Raw genomic sequence first — 15,545 nt, 5'->3', positions numbered from 1 at the left:
ACGGTGTGGCCGGTCAGGTCGAGGTCGCCCGGCTCGCTCTCCCCGCTCGTCAGTGCGGCGATCCGGTCGCCCTCGACGGCCAGGCGGCCGCCCTCGACGACGCCACCGGGCAGGACCAGTCGGGCACCGGCCAGGGCAATGCGACCTGTGACGATCACGCTCGTCTCCACAATTGCTCAGAATTGCTCGAATGCCCAAAAGTATAAGCAACTATGAACAAGGTGTGGCCGATGCGGGTTGGGTCTTGCCGACGAGCGCGGACCCGTGCGGCGGCCAGGGGAGATCCCGCGTGGGAGGCGGCCCGTTCACGGTCACCGCCGCCCCTGCGCGGCCGGGGCGGGCTGCGGCGCAGGGGACCGCGCCGCGGCGAGCAGCCGATGGCCGAGGAGGGTGCAGCTGTGGCGCACCGCCCGACCGGCCCGTACCGTGCTCACCAGCCCGGCCCGCCGCAGCGCCCGGGCGTGCTCGGAGGCGCTGGCCACCGAGATGCCCAGCTCGCGGGCGAGTTGACTGGTGGTCGGCTCGCGCAGGGTCAGCCGCAGGACCGCCGAGCGGGTCCGGCCGAGCAGGGCTGCCACCGGTTCCTCCGGGGCCGCCCCCGGTGCCGGCGCCTCCTCGGGAAGGTGGGGCAGCAGGGTGAGCGCCGGGTAGACCAGCAGCAGCGGTCCGTCCGGCAGCGGGCCGCACAGTGGTTCCCCGGTCCACTGCGCGGACGGCAGCAGCAGGACGCCGCCGCCCTCCAGACGGAAGTCCAGCTGCCTGGAAACCGCGATCTCCAGCGTGCTGCCGTGCCATCGGCTGCCCGGATAGAGGCCGGCCAGCATCCCGCGCAGCCCCTGCTCGCGCTGCACCTGCCCGCGCCAGGCGAGGTCGATGTCGAAGCCGGTGCGCAGCCTCGGCCAGACCGCGTCGATCAGCGCCGAATGGGAGGCGCGCAGGCTGCTCTCCAGGTACCGCCAGGCCTGCCGATCACCGTTCGCCAGGCCCCGCATCAGCGGGGTGACGGGCAGCCCGTTGCGGCAGATGCGATCGAGCTCGCGGCGGACCAGCGCGTTGGTGGACGAACGCACCGACTCCAGCCCGTGCTCCAGGTCGACGCTGAGCGGATCGAGGAAGAACGGACCCGCGCCGGTCACCGGGACCAACTCGGTCAGCGGCACGACGGACCGGGCGGCCGTGGCACCGAGCAGGCGGGTCCGCCGGGCGAACGCCGGGTCCGCACCGGGCCGTTGCAGCATGGCGACGGCCAGCTCGAGCTCCATCAGCGGTGCCGGCCCGTCCGCGAACCGGGTGCCGAGCAGGTCCTCGGCCGTGAAGTGGATCCGCAGCACCACGCCCCGCCCTTCCCGCCCTTCCCACCCGGCCCGGCGTTCCCGGGCTTTCGGCTCAGGCCGAAAACCTCGCGTCGGCGCCGCCCCGGTCCGACGATACCCAGTGCACGGCCGCGGCGGCAGTGGGCTTCCGGGCGGCCGTTCCGGTCCCGATCCGACACCCAGGAGGCGTCCATGCGCATGCCGTCGTACCGCACCCGATCGGCCGCCCTTGCCGCGGCCCTGGCGACGGCCGTCCTCGTGCTGGCGTCCCCGGCGGCGCAGGCCGACGACGATGACGGCTGGCAGCCGTACCACGGCCAGGACTACGACGCGCCCGCCGGGACGCTCTGCCCGTTCCACCTGCACATCACCGACCTGCTCGACCAGGAGGAGACCAAGACCGTCGGCCGCTACCCGGACGGCTCTCCCGAGAAGGTCCTCTGGCGCGGGCCGCTGATCCTGCGCTACACCGACGTGGACACCGGCGCCCAGGTCGACCGCGACCAGAGCGGCCGGGCCACCGAGTACCGCCTGCCGGACGGCAGCACGCTGTGGGACGTCCCCCGGTCTTCGCACATCTCCGCCAAGGTCCACCCCGGCAACCCGTACCACGCGGTCGGCGACTACGTGTTCAGCGGCGGCGCGGTGCTGCTGGTGCACCCGGACCAGCAGGTCGAGGTGCTGGCCCAGCACCAGGTGGAGAACCTCTGCCAGACCCTCGCCTGACCGGCCCCCCGGGTCCCCCCGCAACAGGGGTGCGGGCGGACCCGGGGGCCCCGAGGGTCGGCACTGCGCCTCTCACCTGCACCAATCCGCCCTCTCGCCCCGCCCGACCCGCCGCTGATCCGCCGGGAACGCGGATCGCCGGTCGAGATCGGTCCGTTTGCCGTTGACAATGGGATTTGTCCCTCGTTGTTCTGGAGCAAGGCTGGGCCTGGCTTGGTCGACTTGCAGAGAAGTGCTGATGTGCCCGGGCGGCTTCCCGGTCCGAGGCGCAGCGGGCAAGGACGCCGAGAAGACGGCCGGCCGCAGGCGGGAAGGCCGAGGCGGCTGTTCAAGGACCTGCTGAGCCCGCGCAGCCTCGCCGGCCCGGTGTTCCTCCTGCAACTGGCGGTGATGCTGCTGATCATCGTCGCCGCGCTGGCGGCTCTCGTCGTCGGGGCCCGGCGCGACGACACGGCGGATGCCCAGGGCCGGACACTCGCCGCGGCGCAGGCGTTCGCGAACTCTCCGGGGATCCTGACGGCACTGAGCGGCCCCGACCCGACCGCAGCCCTGCAGCCGTCCGCCGAGGCGGCCCGGAAGGCCGCCGGAGTGGACGCCATCATCGTCTACGGGTTGGACGGGATCGCGCTCACCCACAGCGACCCGAACCAGATCGGGAAGCACGTCATCGGTCCCTACGCGCAGGCGGCGACCGGCAAGCCCTTCACCAGGACCTTCCGCGGGTCGCTGGGCCTCTCCGTGATCTCGGCGGTACCCGTCAAGGCCGCCGACGGCTCCGTCGTCGCCATCGTCGCCTCCCCGGTCACGGTCGAGAAGGTGCAGCACAGGGTGAACCAGCAGCTGCCGGTCCTGTTCGGCGGTGCCGCGGTGGCTCTTGCCATCGGCGCGGCCGGGGCGAGCCTGGTGAGCCGTCGGCTGCAGCGGCAGACCCATGGCCTGGGCCCGGCCGAGATGACCAGGATGTACGAGCACCACGACGCCGTGCTGCACGCCGTCCGGGAGGGCGTGGTGATCCTCGGCGAGGACGGCCGGCTGCTGCTGGCCAACGACGAGGCCGCCCGGTTGCTCGGCCTGCCCGTCGACTGCGAAGGCCGTTCGATCACCGAGCTGGGCCTGGGCCACCCGGCCGCCGAGCTGCTGGCCTCCGGGCGAGTGGTCACCGATGCCGTGGCCGGCTCCGCCGACCGCCTGCTCTCGGTGAACATCCGGGCCACCGACCGCAACGGGGGACCGCCCGGGCAGGTCGCGACCCTGCGCGACTCCACCGAGCTGCGCGCCCTGTCCGACAAGGCCGAGGCGGCCCGCGAGCGCCTCAACGTGCTGTACGAAGCCGGCAACACGATCGGCACCACACTCGACGTGGTGCGCACCGCCCAGGAACTCGCCGAGGCGGCCGTCCCGAGCTTCGCCGACTACGCCACCGTCGACCTCGCGGAGCCCGTTCTGCACGGCGACGAGCCCACCGGCACCCGGATCCTCCAACTGCAGCGCGCCGGGCTGAGCGGCGTCCACCCGGACACGCCGTTCCATCCCGTCGGTGCGACCATTCCGATCGTTCCCACCGCCCCGCTCGGCCGCAGCCCGCAGCCCGGACAGTCCGTGATCGAGGCGGATCTGACCAGCGCCGCCGTCCGGCACGGCGACGCCCCGGAGCGGGCCCGGCGCACGGTCGACCACGGCATCCACTCGCGGCTGAGCGTGCCGCTGCTCGCCCGGGGCCAGGTCCTCGGCGTGGCCGTCTTCTGGCGCGCGGCCTCACCGGAGCCCTTCGACGAGGACGACCTCTCGCTGGCCGAGGAGCTGGTCGCCCGGGCCGCCGTCTGCATCGACAACGCCCGCCGCTACACCCGCGAGCACCGGCTGGCCGTCACCCTCCAGCACAGCCTGCTACCCGGCGGACTGCCCGAGCAGAGCGCCCTGGACGTCGCCTACCGCTACCTGCCCGCCGAGGCCGGCGTGGGCGGCGACTGGTTCGACGTGATCCCGTTGCCCGGCGCCCGGGTCGCCCTGGTGGTGGGCGACGTGGTCGGCCACGGCCTGCACGCCGCCGCCACCATGGGCCAGCTGCGCACCGCCGTGCACAACTTCTCCTCCCTCGACCTGCCCCCGGACGAACTGCTCAGCCACCTGGACGACCTGGTCAACCAGATCGACCAGGACCGGGCGGCCAAGGACGGCGACGCCATCACCGGCGCGACCTGCCTGTACGCCATCTACGACCCGGTCACCCGGCGCTGCGCCATGGCCCGGGCCGGGCACCTGCTGCCGGCCCTGGTCCACCCGGACGGCTCGGTGGAGTTCCCCGAGTTGCCCGCCGGGCCGCCGCTCGGCCTGGTCGGTCTGCCGTTCGAGACCGCCGAACTACAGCTGCGGGAGGGCACCCGGCTGGTCCTCTACACCGACGGGCTGGTCGAGGACCGCTCCCGGGACATCGACGTCGGCCTCGAACTGCTGCGCACCACCCTCGGCCAGGGCGACCGCAGTCCCGACGCCACCTGCGAGGCGGTGCTGAACGCCCTGCTGCCGGCCAACCCGACCGACGACATCGCCCTGCTGGTCGCCCGGACCAGGGCGCTGCCCGCCGACCGGGTCGCCGTCTGGGACGTCCAGGCCGACCCGGCCGCCGTCGCCCGGATCCGGGTCGGCGTCGCGGAGCGGCTCACCGAGTGGGGGCTGGACGAGATGGCCTTCACCACCGAACTCATCGTCAGCGAGCTGGTCACCAACGCCATCCGGTACGCCATCGGTCCGATCCGGCTCCGGCTGCTCCGTGACCGCGCACTCATCTGCGAGGTCTCCGACGGCAGCAGCACCTCCCCGCACCTGCGGTACGCGGTCAGCACCGACGAGGGCGGGCGCGGGCTGTTCCTGGTCGCCCAGCTCTCCGAGCGCTGGGGCACCCGCTACACCCCCAACGGCAAAGTCATCTGGGCCGAACAGCACATCCACGAGAGCGACACCCCGGCAGTGGAAGGTCCCGGCGAGATCCCGCTCGTGACCACCGAAGGACGTCTGGAGCCATCGTGACCGCATCCCGTGCCCGAACGGCGACCGTCTCCGGCTGCCTGGTCCTCCTGGCCATGGGCCTGGGTGCGTGCGGCCACACACCGCCTGCCAAACCCAAGGACCCGTCGGTGGCCACTTCCGCGAAGGACGTGGGCGGCATGGACGCACTGACCGCCGCGGCGAAGAAGGAGGGCACGCTCAGGGCGATCGCGATCCCCCGCGACTGGGCCGGCTACGGCGGCCTGATCGACGGCTTCGAGAAGAAGTACGGGATCACGGTCACGGTCGACGATCCTCTGGGTCACAGCCAGGACGAGATCGACGCCATCAAGAAGAACGGGACCCAGCAGAGTGCCCCCGACGTCATCGACGTGGGGGACGCGTTCGCCCGGGCAGCGGGCCGGCAGAACCTGCTCGCGTCGTACAAGGTCGCCGCGTACCGCTCGATCCCGAGCAACCAGAAGGACCCCCAGGCCCGTTGGTCCGACAACTACGGGGGCTACATCTCCATCGGCTGCGACGCGAGCCGCGTCGAGGTCTGTCCCCAGACCTTCGCCGATCTACTGAAACCCGCTTACCGGGGCGAGGTCGCGCTCGAGGGCGACCCCACCCGCTCCGAGACCGGATTCGCCAGCGTGTACGCGGCGGCCCTGGCGAACGGCGGATCGTTCGACGACATCCAGCCCGGCCTCGACTTCTTCGCCAAGCTCAAGCAGGCGGGAAACCTCAACCCGGTCGATGCCACCTCGGCCACGGTCGCGAGCGGCCAGACGCCCATCAGCGTCAACTGGGACTTCGTCAACCTCAACTACACCGACCAGCTCCGCAGCAAAGGCGTCAACTGGCAGGTCTCGATCCCCTTCGACAGCAGCTTCGCCCAGTACTACGCGCTGGCGATCAACAAGGACGCCCCACATCCGGCGGCCGCCCGCCTGTGGCAGGAGTACCTCTTCAGCACCGAGGGTCAGAACCTCCGGCTCACCGGCTACGCCCGCCCGGTACTGCTCGACGCCATGAAGAAGGACGGCACCCTTGACGAGGCCGCCTTCGCGAGACTGCCGACGGTTGAGGGAACGCCCGAGTTCCCGACGGATGCGCAGACCGAGAAGGCGAAGCAGGTGGTCGCCGCGGGCTGGGCGAAGGCAGTCGCGAACGGCTGACGCCGGGGGCGTGTCCAGCCGACGGCGCCTCGACCGGATGAATCCGCCATGAATCACGACCGCGCCGACGGCGACCGACCGTCGGGAGCGGAAATCACGGAAACGTATGGCAAGTCATAGGCCATCGGGCCGTTGACCACGACCGACGCCCTGCCTACCGTTCTGAACACCCGGAACCCGCGGTCGGGCGAAGCCGATCGACCGGGTGCAAATCGCCGGCCGCCCGCCTCGACCGCCTCAGGCCCCACCGTCAGCGGCGCCTCCTACCCGGTCCAGCCGGTCAGTCCTACCAGCAGTGGACGCTCGACCCCGACGGCACCATCCGGGGCGTCCCCTCCGGTCTGTGCCTGGACCTCACCGGCGCCGCCACCGGCAACGGCACCCCGGTCCTCGCAATCTGCACCGTCGGCGCGAGCCGGCGCTGGTCCAAGGCCTGACCTCCGCTGCCAGACCCTCGCCTGACCGGCCACCCGGGTCCGCCCGCAGGAATTCGCCGTCGCCCTCCGCGAACGGCTGCCACGGGCTACGTCTGCCGCCCGTACCTGCGCGATGGTGCCTGACGTGAGAGAGGCCGGGATCGGTGTGAGACTGGGCACGGAAGGGGTGATCCCCGTGTCGGACCCACCGCACGCGTCCGCCGGTCCCGACACCGCTGTCGACGAGCGTCTGCTGGAAGAGCTGATCATCGAGGCGCAGACGGCCTTACCGGTCGAACTGCCCGCCCTGGCGAACCGGTGCGCCGAAGCCCTCGGCATGGACGCCGCGCTGATCTACCTCGTCGACCTGCAACAACGGCTGCTCGTCCCACTCGACGAGGCCTCGGAACCGCTGCCGGTGGACCGCTCGCCGGCCGGCTGGGCGTACCGCAGGGTCTCCCCGCAGGTGGCAGCCGACGACGGCGGCGTGATCGTCTGGATGCCGCTGGTCGACGGCGCGGAGCGGCTGGGCGTGCTGGCGGTGCGGACCGCCGCGCTCGACGGCGTGCGGATGCGCCGCAGCCGGATGCTGGGCCATTTCTTCGCCATGCTGATCACCTCCAAGCGCACCTACAGCGACTGGCTCGCCTCCCTCGCCCGCACCAGGACCATGGGGTTGCCCGCCGAGATGCTTCGGGCCTTCCTGCCGCCCCACACCGTGGGCAGCAGCCGGTGCGTCTCGACCGCGGTCCTGGAACCGGCGTACGACGTCGCCGGCGACGCCTTCGACCACTCGGTGATCAAGAACGTGCTGCACACCATGATCCTCGACTCCATGGGTCACGATCTGACCTCCGGACTGACCACCTCGGTCGCCATGGCGGCGGCGCGCAACGCGCGCCGTGCCGACCACACCCCGGCCGACGTCGTCGGTTCCGCCGACCAGGCGCTCGCCCGATGGCTGCCCGACCATTTCTGCACCGGCGTGCTGTGCAGGCTCGACGCGGAGACCGGGGTGCTGCACTGGATCAACTGCGGTCACCCACCGCCACTGCTGATCCGTGCCGACCGGGTGCTCCACGGAGCGCTGGACAGCCCCCCGCAGCCCCCGATCGGCCTGGCCGGCCAACTCGCCCCGGCAGCCCGGCAGGTCCACGAGACGACACTGGAACCGGGCGACCGCGTCCTGCTCTACACCGACGGCGTCGTGGAGGCACGCGACACGGGCGGTGCGGAGTTCGGTCTCGCCCAGTTCACCGACTTCATCATCCGCTCCTCCGCCGCCGGCCAGCGCCCGGCCGAGGTGCTGCGGCTGCTCATCCACGCCCTCCTCGACCACCAGCGCGACCGGCTGCGGGACGACGCGACCATCCTGATCTTCGAATGGCGCCCGCAGCACCCGTGACGCGCTGTCGCCCCCGCACGGCCGACCGCGAGAGGGCCCGCGCCACGCGGATCGCGCGGGCGCGGGCCCTCTCGGGTCATCCCAGTTGGTCCCTGTCCGGCCCCCGGGGTGAGGGGGAGGGTGGTCAAGGTCGCGGGTGTGTCGCCGGGCCGAGGGGTCGGCTCAGTACCAGTGGTGGGTCTGCCAGAAGGCCCAGGCGGCGTTCGGGCTGCCGTAGCGGGTGTTCATGTAGTCCAGCGCCCACTTGATCTGGGTGGCCGGGTTGGTCTTCCAGTCCGCGCCGGCCGAGGCCATCTTGGAGGCCGGCAGGGCCTGGCCGAGGCCGTAGGAGCCCGAGCTCGGGTTGGTCGCGGTGACGCTCCAGCCGGACTCGTGGGAGATGATCTGGCTGAACGAGGCCAGCTGGTCGGCCGGCACCACCTGGGCGGCGATGGCCTGCGGGGAGGCGTCCGCGGCCGAGGCGACGGCGGGCACCACGGCGGCACCCAGGGCGGTCAGGGCGGCGGCACCGGCGAAAACGGCGGCAGAGGTACGCATGCGGAGCTTGAAACTGGGCATGTAGAACAAGACCTCAATCGGGTTGGGCCGAGTCGCGCCCCGTGCTAGACCGTGGCCGGACAGGGGCCATGACGGTCGCGGGGCGTGACTTGGCGGTTAGCCGTTCACCGGCGGGACAGGAGCCGGTGTGGCTGGGTGCAGCAATTGTTGCCAGGTCGGATCCGTTGTCGACAAGACCCCTTTATTACGATCCGCCGTCGTATCCAAGGGGTTGGTCCGGCGTTGATCCGCAGGACTGATCGCACCGTCGGCAACCGTGCTGAGCTGGGAAAATGGCACGGTCAGGGGTGGCGGGTGGCGCCGGGAGTAGCCACTATCGCTCGTAGTGGACCCCTACAGGTGTGGCCGGGATCACTGTTTGTGTGGCGTTTTGACCGGTTTCTCCGTCGCTGACCGAGTTGTCACCCGTGCTCTGAGTGCCGGCGATCACCCCGGTTGAGACCCGCGTCACACGCCCGCCGCCTCGGCGAGAACAGGGAGACTCCCCGGGCGCGATCTCGGGGAAGCGCGCGCCCGGGGTCTCGGGGGAGGGCGGCTCAGGGCAGGTCGGCCCAGGGGGAGGGTCAGCCGTCGGAGCCGGCCGGGGTCGAGGTGCTGGTGATGCCCAGGGTCTTGTCGGCCGCCTGGGCGAACTCGTTGGTGAAGGTCTTGCCCAGGTCCACCGAGTCCACGTTCTTCACACCGACCAGCTTCTCGGTCGCCAGGACGTTCTTCGGGCCGTCGGCCGGCATGATGCCGTCCGGGAGGAACTGGCCCTTGTCCTGGGTCAGCGCGGTGACGTAGTCGTCCTTGGTCACCGCGCCGTTGGAGGTGAAGGCGGGCGGCAGCGCGTCGGCGATGTCGGCGGCGGAGTGGGTGTTGATCCACTGCATGGTGGCGACCAGAGCGGTGACCACCTTCTGGGCCGCGTCCTTGTGGGAGTTGACCCAGTCGGTCCGGGCGAGGACGCTCGCGGACGGCCAGAGGCCGCCCACGGCCGCCTTGGCGCCGTCGGTGGTGGCCAGGTCGACCGCCGAGTAGCCGATGCCCCTCTTCTGAATGGCCGTCACCGTGGGCTGGGTGGTCATCACGCAGGCCGCCTTGCCGTTCTGCAGCGCGGCGATCGCCGTCGCGCCGGCGCCGACGCCGATCCGGTGGTACTGGTCGGTGCTGAGCTTGTTCTGGGCCGCGATGAACTCGGTGAGGGTGTCGGTGCCCGAGCCCAGGTCGGTGACACCGAGGGTCTTGCCCGCGAAGTCCGCCGGCGAGTGGACGCCACTGTTGTTGGCGCACATCTCTCTCTCGCCCGGCGCGCCGGACAACTGGACGATGCCCTCGACCGCCTTGCCCTTCGACGCGAAGTCGATGGTGTGGATGTACCAGGCACCCGCCATGTCGACCTGGCCGGAGGCCATCGCGTCCTCGGCGCCGACCGCGTCGGACTCGGTGCTGAGCACCACCTTGACGCCGTACTTCTGGTAGAAGCCGAGCTGCTGGGCGAGCTGGAACGGCAGGTAGATCTGCTTGTCGATACCGCCGACCATGATCTTCACGGTCGGGGTGCCGCCGGCGTCCGAGCTGTTCTCGGAGCCGCTGGAGGAGCAGGCGGTGAGGGTGAGACCGAGGGTGAGGGCGCCGACGACGGTGCCGGTGAGAGTCCGCTTGAACATGGCTGTCCCTTCGGGGAGGTACTGCGTGGGGGATGACGCGGAGTGGCGAGCTGCGGTGAGCCGTGGCGAACCGTTGCGGGACTAGATGACCGCGCTCTCGGACGGGGACGGCGGACGCCACGAGAGCAGCCGTCGCTCCAGCTTGGTGATCAGCCACTCGGCGATCAGGACGATGACCGCGATGACGGCCATGGTGGCGAACACGCCGTCGGGGTCGAACTGGTTCTGAGCGGTCTTGATGACGAGGCCGAGGCCGGCCTGCGCGCCGAGCACCTCGCCGACCAGCGCACCGACGATGGCGAACCCGAAGGCGGTGTGCAGGCTGGCGGTGATCCAGGTGAGCGCCGAGGGCAGCACCACGTGGCGCACGATCTGCAGCGGCGAGGCGCCCAGCACCCGGGCGTTGTTGAGGATGTTCCGGTCGACTTCCCGGACGCCCTGGAAGGCGTTGAAGAAGACCACGAAGAACACCAGCACCGCCGCGAGCAGGACCTTCGGCGTCTCACCGAGGCCGAACGCGACCAGGAAGATCGATCCGAGCACGATCCGCGGAACCGCGTTCACGATCTTGATGTACGGGCTCAACACGTCGGAGAGGAACCGGTTCTGACCGAGCAGGACACCGAGGACGACTCCCGCGACCGTGCCGATGGCGAATCCGAAGACCGCCTCCCGGAGCGTGGTCCCGATCTGCGTCCAGTACGAGCCGAACTCGGTGGCCTGCTCTCCCTTGGTGAAGTAGTCGACCAGGCGCTGGGCGATGCCGCTGGGCTGCCCGTAGAAGAACGGGTCGAGCCACTTCCAGGTGGTGACCAGCTGCCAGCCGCCGATCACGAGGACGGCCAGGCCCAACTGGGCCGTCAGGACCAGCAGCTTGCGCTTGCGGACCGCGCGCTTGCCGACCTTCGCGGGCGTGGCGTCCGTGGCCGGGGTCCCGGCCCCGGCCAGGGTCTTGGTGTCGGCCGGGGTAGTGGAGGAGACGCTGCTCATGACTTCTTCTCTCCCGTCGTGTCGGCGTAGGCGCGCTCGACCTCCTCGCGGAGCGAGGCCCAGATCTGGTGGTGGAGTTCGAGGAACCGGGGCTGGAAACGGATGTCCTGCACCGCGCCGCGCGGACGCGGCAGGTCGATCTCGTGGACCGCCTTGATCGAGCCCGGACGGGAGGTCATCACCACCACCCGGTCGGCGAGGGCCACGGCCTCCTCCAGGTCGTGGGTGATGAAGATGACCGAAGGACGCAGCTGCTCCCACAGGCCCAGCAGCTCGTTCTGCATGATCGCTTTGGTCTGGACGTCCAGGGCGCCGAACGGCTCGTCCATCAGCAGGATCTTCGGCTCGTTGATCAGTGCGGCGGCCATCGCGACACGCTTGCGCATGCCGCCGGAGAGCTGGTGCGGGTGGTGGTCCTCGAACCCGGCGAGGCCGACCCGGCGCAGCCAGTCCCGGGCGGCGGCGTTGGCCTTGGCCTTCCCCACACCCTTGAACACGGGGCCCATCGCCACGTTGCCCAGCACGGTCTTCCAGGGGAGCAGCGCGTCCGCCTGGAACATGAAGCTGATGCCGTCCGTGATGCCGTTGACCTCCTGGCCGCCGACCCTGACCGAGCCCTCGCTCGGGCGGTCCAGGCCGGACACCATGCTCAGGGTGGTCGACTTGCCGCAGCCGGTCGGCCCGACGACCGCGCAGAACTGTCCCGGCTCGACGGTGAAGCTCACCTCACGAGTCGCCGTGAAGGCCTCACCGCTCGGGGTCAGGAACCGCTTGGTCACCCCCGAGATCTCGATCCGGGCGTCCTCCCGGACGGTTCGTCCTGCGGCCGGGCCCGTCGCGGCGTCGTCTCGCGCAGCCATCGAATCCGCCTCCTTGGTTTCCTCTGCCACCCCTTCCGTGTTTCCGGGGTGTTGCGTGGTGCCGAGAAGATAGGGCGGCCGTACGGGGCGGCGGGAGTCTTGCGAACGTTGCGCGGATTCATTGCATTGCGGTGAGTTCTGCTCGTTCTGCGCACGGGCACAGGGCTGGGCAAACCGGGTTTCACCAGGCACACTCGCCTACACGCGCGCCGGGTCGGAAGAGCTCGGCGAAGGGAGTGTGATCGGTACGGAGGTGGCCGGATGGCCCGACGACGTGGCCAGGGCAGGAAGCTCTCGGCCCGCATCCTGGTCAGCCAGCTGCTCATCCTGGCCATCACCAGCGCCATCGGCTTCGTCCTGCTCACCTACGCGCAGCGCGACGAACTCGACCACGAGTACCAGCACCGCGCGCTCGCCATCGCCCGGACCGCCGCCGGCGACCCCCAGATCGTCCAGGCCATGGCCGACGGCACCGGCGGGGACGTCGTCCAGACGGTCGCCAGCCGGATCGAGAGGGCCTCCGGGGCGACCTACGTGGTGGTCATCGGCCTGAACCACATCCGGTACTCCCACCCGTTCCCCGATCTCATCGGCAAGGCCGTGGAGGAGCCGATCGCCGTCCTCGACGGCCGCACCTACACCGGCATGGACAACGGTGCGACCGGCCGTTCCGCCAACGCCAAGGTCCCGCTGCGCGGTTCCGCCGGAGAGGTGATCGGCGAGGTGTCCGTCGGCATCGCCGAGAAGCAGGCGGTAGGCCAACTCGTCCGGGAACTCCCCACCTTCGGCCTCTTCGCGGCAGCCGCCCTCGCGGTCGGCTCGATCGCCTCGTACGTCCTGGCCCGGCGGCTCAAACGGAGCACCTTCGGACTGGAACTGGAGGAGATCGCCGGGCTGCTCCAGGACCGCGAGGCGATGCTGCACGGCATCAAGGAGGGTGTGATCGCCTTCGACCCGCAGGGCAGGATCAGCGTGGTCAACGACGAGGCCCGCCAGCTGCTCGGCCTCGGCACCGCCCTGGGCTCCCGGCTCGACGAGGTCCTCCCCGACGGCCGGCTGCGCCGGGCGCTGGACGGCAGTCTGGAGGGCGTCGACCTGACCGTGCTGACCGACAGCCACTGCCTGGCCGTCAACCGGATGCCGGTCGTGCTGCACGGCCGCGAACTCGGCGCGGTCGTCACCGTCCGCGACCGGACCGAGCTGGTCGGCCTGCTGCGCGAGCTGGACTCCGTCCGCGGCCTCACCGACGCGCTCCGTGCCCAGCAGCACGAGTTCGCCAACCGGATGCACACCCTCGCCGGCCTGCTCGAACTCGGCGACCACGAGGCCGCCCTGGAGTACGCCGTCGAGCTCAGCCACGGTGAACCGGCCCTGACCGAAGCCGTCCGGGACCGGATCGCCAACCCCTTCATGGTCGGACTGATCGTCGCCAAGACCGCCGTCGCCGCCGAACGCGGGGTACGGATCCGCTTGAGCGAGGACTCCCGGCTCACCGAGCAGCCCGGCCACCTCAAGCGGCTGCTCACCATCGTCGGCAACCTGCTGGACAACGCGGTGGAGGCGGTCGGCAGCGGCGGGGAGGTCATCCTCGCGCTGGCCGAGGAGGAACACGCCATCACCCTCCGGGTCGCCGACAACGGCCCCGGCATCCCGTCCGGCGCCGCCGATTCGATCTTCGAGGACGGCTGGTCCACCAGCCCCGACCGGGGTACCGCCCGGCGCGGCCTCGGACTGGCCCTGGTCCACCGGCTGGTGCAGCGGCACGGTGGCACCATCACCGTCAGTCAAGGGCCGGGCGCGGTGTTCACCGTCGTCCTGCCCCTGCCGGACAACGACCCGGCACCCCTCGGCGCGGTCTTCACGGTTGCGCCCGCAGTACTGGAAGGTGCGCTGTGATCAGGACACTGGTGGTCGACGACGACTTCCGGGTGAGCGCCATCCACTCCGCCTACGTGCGCCGGGTGGACGGCTTCGAGGTGGTCGGCCAGGCCGGCTCGGTGGCGGCTGCCACGGCCGCCGTCCGGGAGTTGCGCCCCGACCTGCTACTGCTCGACCTCTACCTGCCCGACGGCAGCGGCCTCGACCTGCTGCGCCGACTGGTGGCCGAGGAGACCGGGCCGAGGCCCGACGCTCTGATGATCACCGCGGCCAGCGACGTCGCCTCGGTCCGCTCCGCGATGCAGCTCGGCGCCACCGGCTACCTGGTCAAGCCGTTCGGCTTCGCCGCCCTGGAGGAGCGCCTCGGCGCCTACCGGGAGCTGCGCGACCGGGTGGACGCCCTCGAACCCGGTGCGGACACGGCCCAGGCCGAGGTCGACGCGCTGTTCAGCGCCGCTCGCCCCAGCACGCTGCCCACCGTGTCCGCCAAGGGACACTCGGCGCCCACACTCGCACTGATCCTGGCCGCACTGCGCGGCGCTGGCTGCGACCTCTCCGCAGCCCAGGTCGGCCAGCAGACCGGGGTGTCCCGCGCCACCGCGCAGCGCTACCTCTCGTACCTGGTCCGGGAGCGGCTGGTGCGGCTGGAGCTCAAGTACGGCACCACCGGCCGCCCGGAGCACCGTTACCGGACGACCTGACGAGCATCCGGACGTCCCTGCGGGAAGGTTCGGCACCGCCTCGCCGCAGCTCCTCAGGTGGGGCGGCGCGCTGACCGGCTTCGGGCATGCGTACCTCCGGGCGGGGTGGCAGCGTGGAGGTGAGACCCGGATTCGCGGGGACGGCCTGCATGGACATGGTGGACAGCGCCACTGGGGGGACGGAACCCGGTGGACCGCGGGAGCACCGATCCACCAGAGGTCGGCTGCGCTCGCGGCCGTGGGCGCGCAGTGTCGCCGGGCAGGTGTTCCTGTGGCTGCTGGCCGTCGTGGTGCTGCTGGCCGGCGCCGGGCTGGCGGCGCTCATCCTGCAGGCCCGCGGCTACGCGACGCATGATGCCGTGCACCGCACGCGCGCCGCGGCCGTCACCTTGGCGCAGGTCCCCACGGTGGTGAACGCGCTGGACAGCGCCGACCCGACCGCGGTGCTGCAGCCGCTGGCCCTGGACGTCGGCGAAAAGGGCGGCTTCGACTACGTCGTGATCGCCGGCCCCGACGGAACCCGCTACGCCCAGACCGCCCAACCCGAGCTGATCGGAAAGCACCTCATCGGCCCGTACCAGCCGGCCCTCAAGGGGCCGATCACCATCAGCTTCACCGCGCCCATCGGACGGGTCGTGGAGAGCAGCGCGCCGGCCACCAGGCCGGACGGCTCGGTCGCCGGCCTGGTCCAGGTCGGCTACACCGTCGCGCACGCGGGCAGCGCGGTGGGCCGGCAGTTGCCGGTCCTGTTCCTCGGCACGGCCGCCGCGCTCGCCGTGGGCACCGGCGGGGCGGTGCTGGTGCGGCGGCGGCTGCGCCGCCAGACCCACGGCCTGGGCCCGGCCGAGATGACGCGGATGTACGAGCACCACGACGCGGTGCT

11 protein-coding genes and 1 pseudogene are annotated in these 15,545 nt (G+C 71.3%); 7 read left to right on the top strand and 5 right to left on the bottom strand.

Annotation, left to right across the window (positions count from 1 at the left end):
* Nucleotides 1–311: 311 nt before the first annotated feature.
* Nucleotides 312–1,334 (bottom strand): winged helix-turn-helix domain-containing protein, encoded by a 1,023-nt coding sequence (locus tag ACWCYO_RS37625; protein ID WP_270148975.1) that lies wholly within the window; start codon nt 1,332–1,334, stop codon nt 312–314.
* Nucleotides 1,335–1,505: 171 nt separating this feature from the next.
* Between ACWCYO_RS37625 and ACWCYO_RS37620 the strand changes: the two genes are divergently transcribed.
* The 4 genes from ACWCYO_RS37620 (at nt 1,506) to ACWCYO_RS37605 (ending at nt 8,026) form a co-directional block, all read left to right on the top strand.
* Nucleotides 1,506–2,039: a hypothetical protein gene (locus tag ACWCYO_RS37620; RefSeq protein ID WP_449786728.1), complete on the top strand. Its 534-nt coding sequence runs from the start codon at nt 1,506–1,508 to the stop codon at nt 2,037–2,039.
* A 390-nt stretch (nt 2,040–2,429) separates the two neighbouring features.
* Nucleotides 2,430–5,066 carry a SpoIIE family protein phosphatase gene (locus tag ACWCYO_RS37615; RefSeq protein WP_405000843.1) on the top strand — a complete coding sequence of 879 codons (2,637 nt, stop codon included), beginning with the start codon at nt 2,430–2,432 and terminating at the stop codon, nt 5,064–5,066.
* Nucleotides 5,063–6,205 carry an ABC transporter substrate-binding protein gene (locus ACWCYO_RS37610; RefSeq protein WP_449786727.1) on the top strand — a complete coding sequence of 381 codons (1,143 nt, stop codon included), beginning with the start codon at nt 5,063–5,065 and terminating at the stop codon, nt 6,203–6,205. Before ACWCYO_RS37615 ends, ACWCYO_RS37610 begins: the two co-directional genes overlap by 4 nt.
* A gap of 603 nt (nt 6,206–6,808) precedes the next feature.
* The gene (locus tag ACWCYO_RS37605; protein ID WP_449786726.1) at nt 6,809–8,026 is read left to right on the top strand and encodes a PP2C family protein-serine/threonine phosphatase; all 1,218 of its coding nucleotides are present in this window, start codon (nt 6,809–6,811) and stop codon (nt 8,024–8,026) included.
* Nucleotides 8,027–8,188: 162 nt separating this feature from the next.
* On the opposite strand, the gene ACWCYO_RS37600 is transcribed toward ACWCYO_RS37605, so the two are convergent.
* The 4 genes from ACWCYO_RS37600 to ACWCYO_RS37585 form a co-directional block, all read right to left on the bottom strand.
* Nucleotides 8,189–8,563, bottom strand: coding sequence for an aggregation-promoting factor C-terminal-like domain-containing protein (locus ACWCYO_RS37600; RefSeq protein WP_270148981.1), 375 nt, complete (start codon nt 8,561–8,563; stop codon nt 8,189–8,191).
* Nucleotides 8,564–9,147: 584 nt separating this feature from the next.
* Entirely contained in the window at nt 9,148–10,233 is a 1,086-nt protein-coding gene (locus ACWCYO_RS37595; protein WP_270148983.1) for an ABC transporter substrate-binding protein, read from the bottom strand.
* 81 nt (nt 10,234–10,314) lie between these two features.
* The gene (locus ACWCYO_RS37590; RefSeq protein WP_270148985.1) at nt 10,315–11,223 is read right to left on the bottom strand and encodes an ABC transporter permease; all 909 of its coding nucleotides are present in this window, start codon (nt 11,221–11,223) and stop codon (nt 10,315–10,317) included.
* Nucleotides 11,220–12,083 carry an ABC transporter ATP-binding protein gene (locus ACWCYO_RS37585; protein WP_270148987.1) on the bottom strand — a complete coding sequence of 288 codons (864 nt, stop codon included), beginning with the start codon at nt 12,081–12,083 and terminating at the stop codon, nt 11,220–11,222. The genes ACWCYO_RS37590 and ACWCYO_RS37585 overlap by 4 nt, the downstream gene beginning before the upstream one ends.
* A gap of 261 nt (nt 12,084–12,344) precedes the next feature.
* On the opposite strand from ACWCYO_RS37585, the gene ACWCYO_RS37580 reads away from it, so the two are divergent.
* The 3 genes and pseudogenes from ACWCYO_RS37580 to ACWCYO_RS37570 form a co-directional block, all read left to right on the top strand.
* Nucleotides 12,345–13,979: an ATP-binding protein gene (locus ACWCYO_RS37580; protein WP_270148988.1), complete on the top strand. Its 1,635-nt coding sequence runs from the start codon at nt 12,345–12,347 to the stop codon at nt 13,977–13,979.
* Nucleotides 13,976–14,662: a response regulator gene (locus tag ACWCYO_RS37575; RefSeq protein WP_270148990.1), complete on the top strand. Its 687-nt coding sequence runs from the start codon at nt 13,976–13,978 to the stop codon at nt 14,660–14,662. Before ACWCYO_RS37580 ends, ACWCYO_RS37575 begins: the two co-directional genes overlap by 4 nt.
* A gap of 263 nt (nt 14,663–14,925) precedes the next feature.
* A pseudogene (locus tag ACWCYO_RS37570) lies at nt 14,926–15,545 on the top strand (histidine kinase); the annotation flags it as partial.

It is taken from the genome of Kitasatospora sp. NPDC001683 (assembly GCF_053596495.1).
Note: the sequence above shows the minus strand (reverse complement) of the source record. Positions and strands in the feature narration are given on the sequence as shown.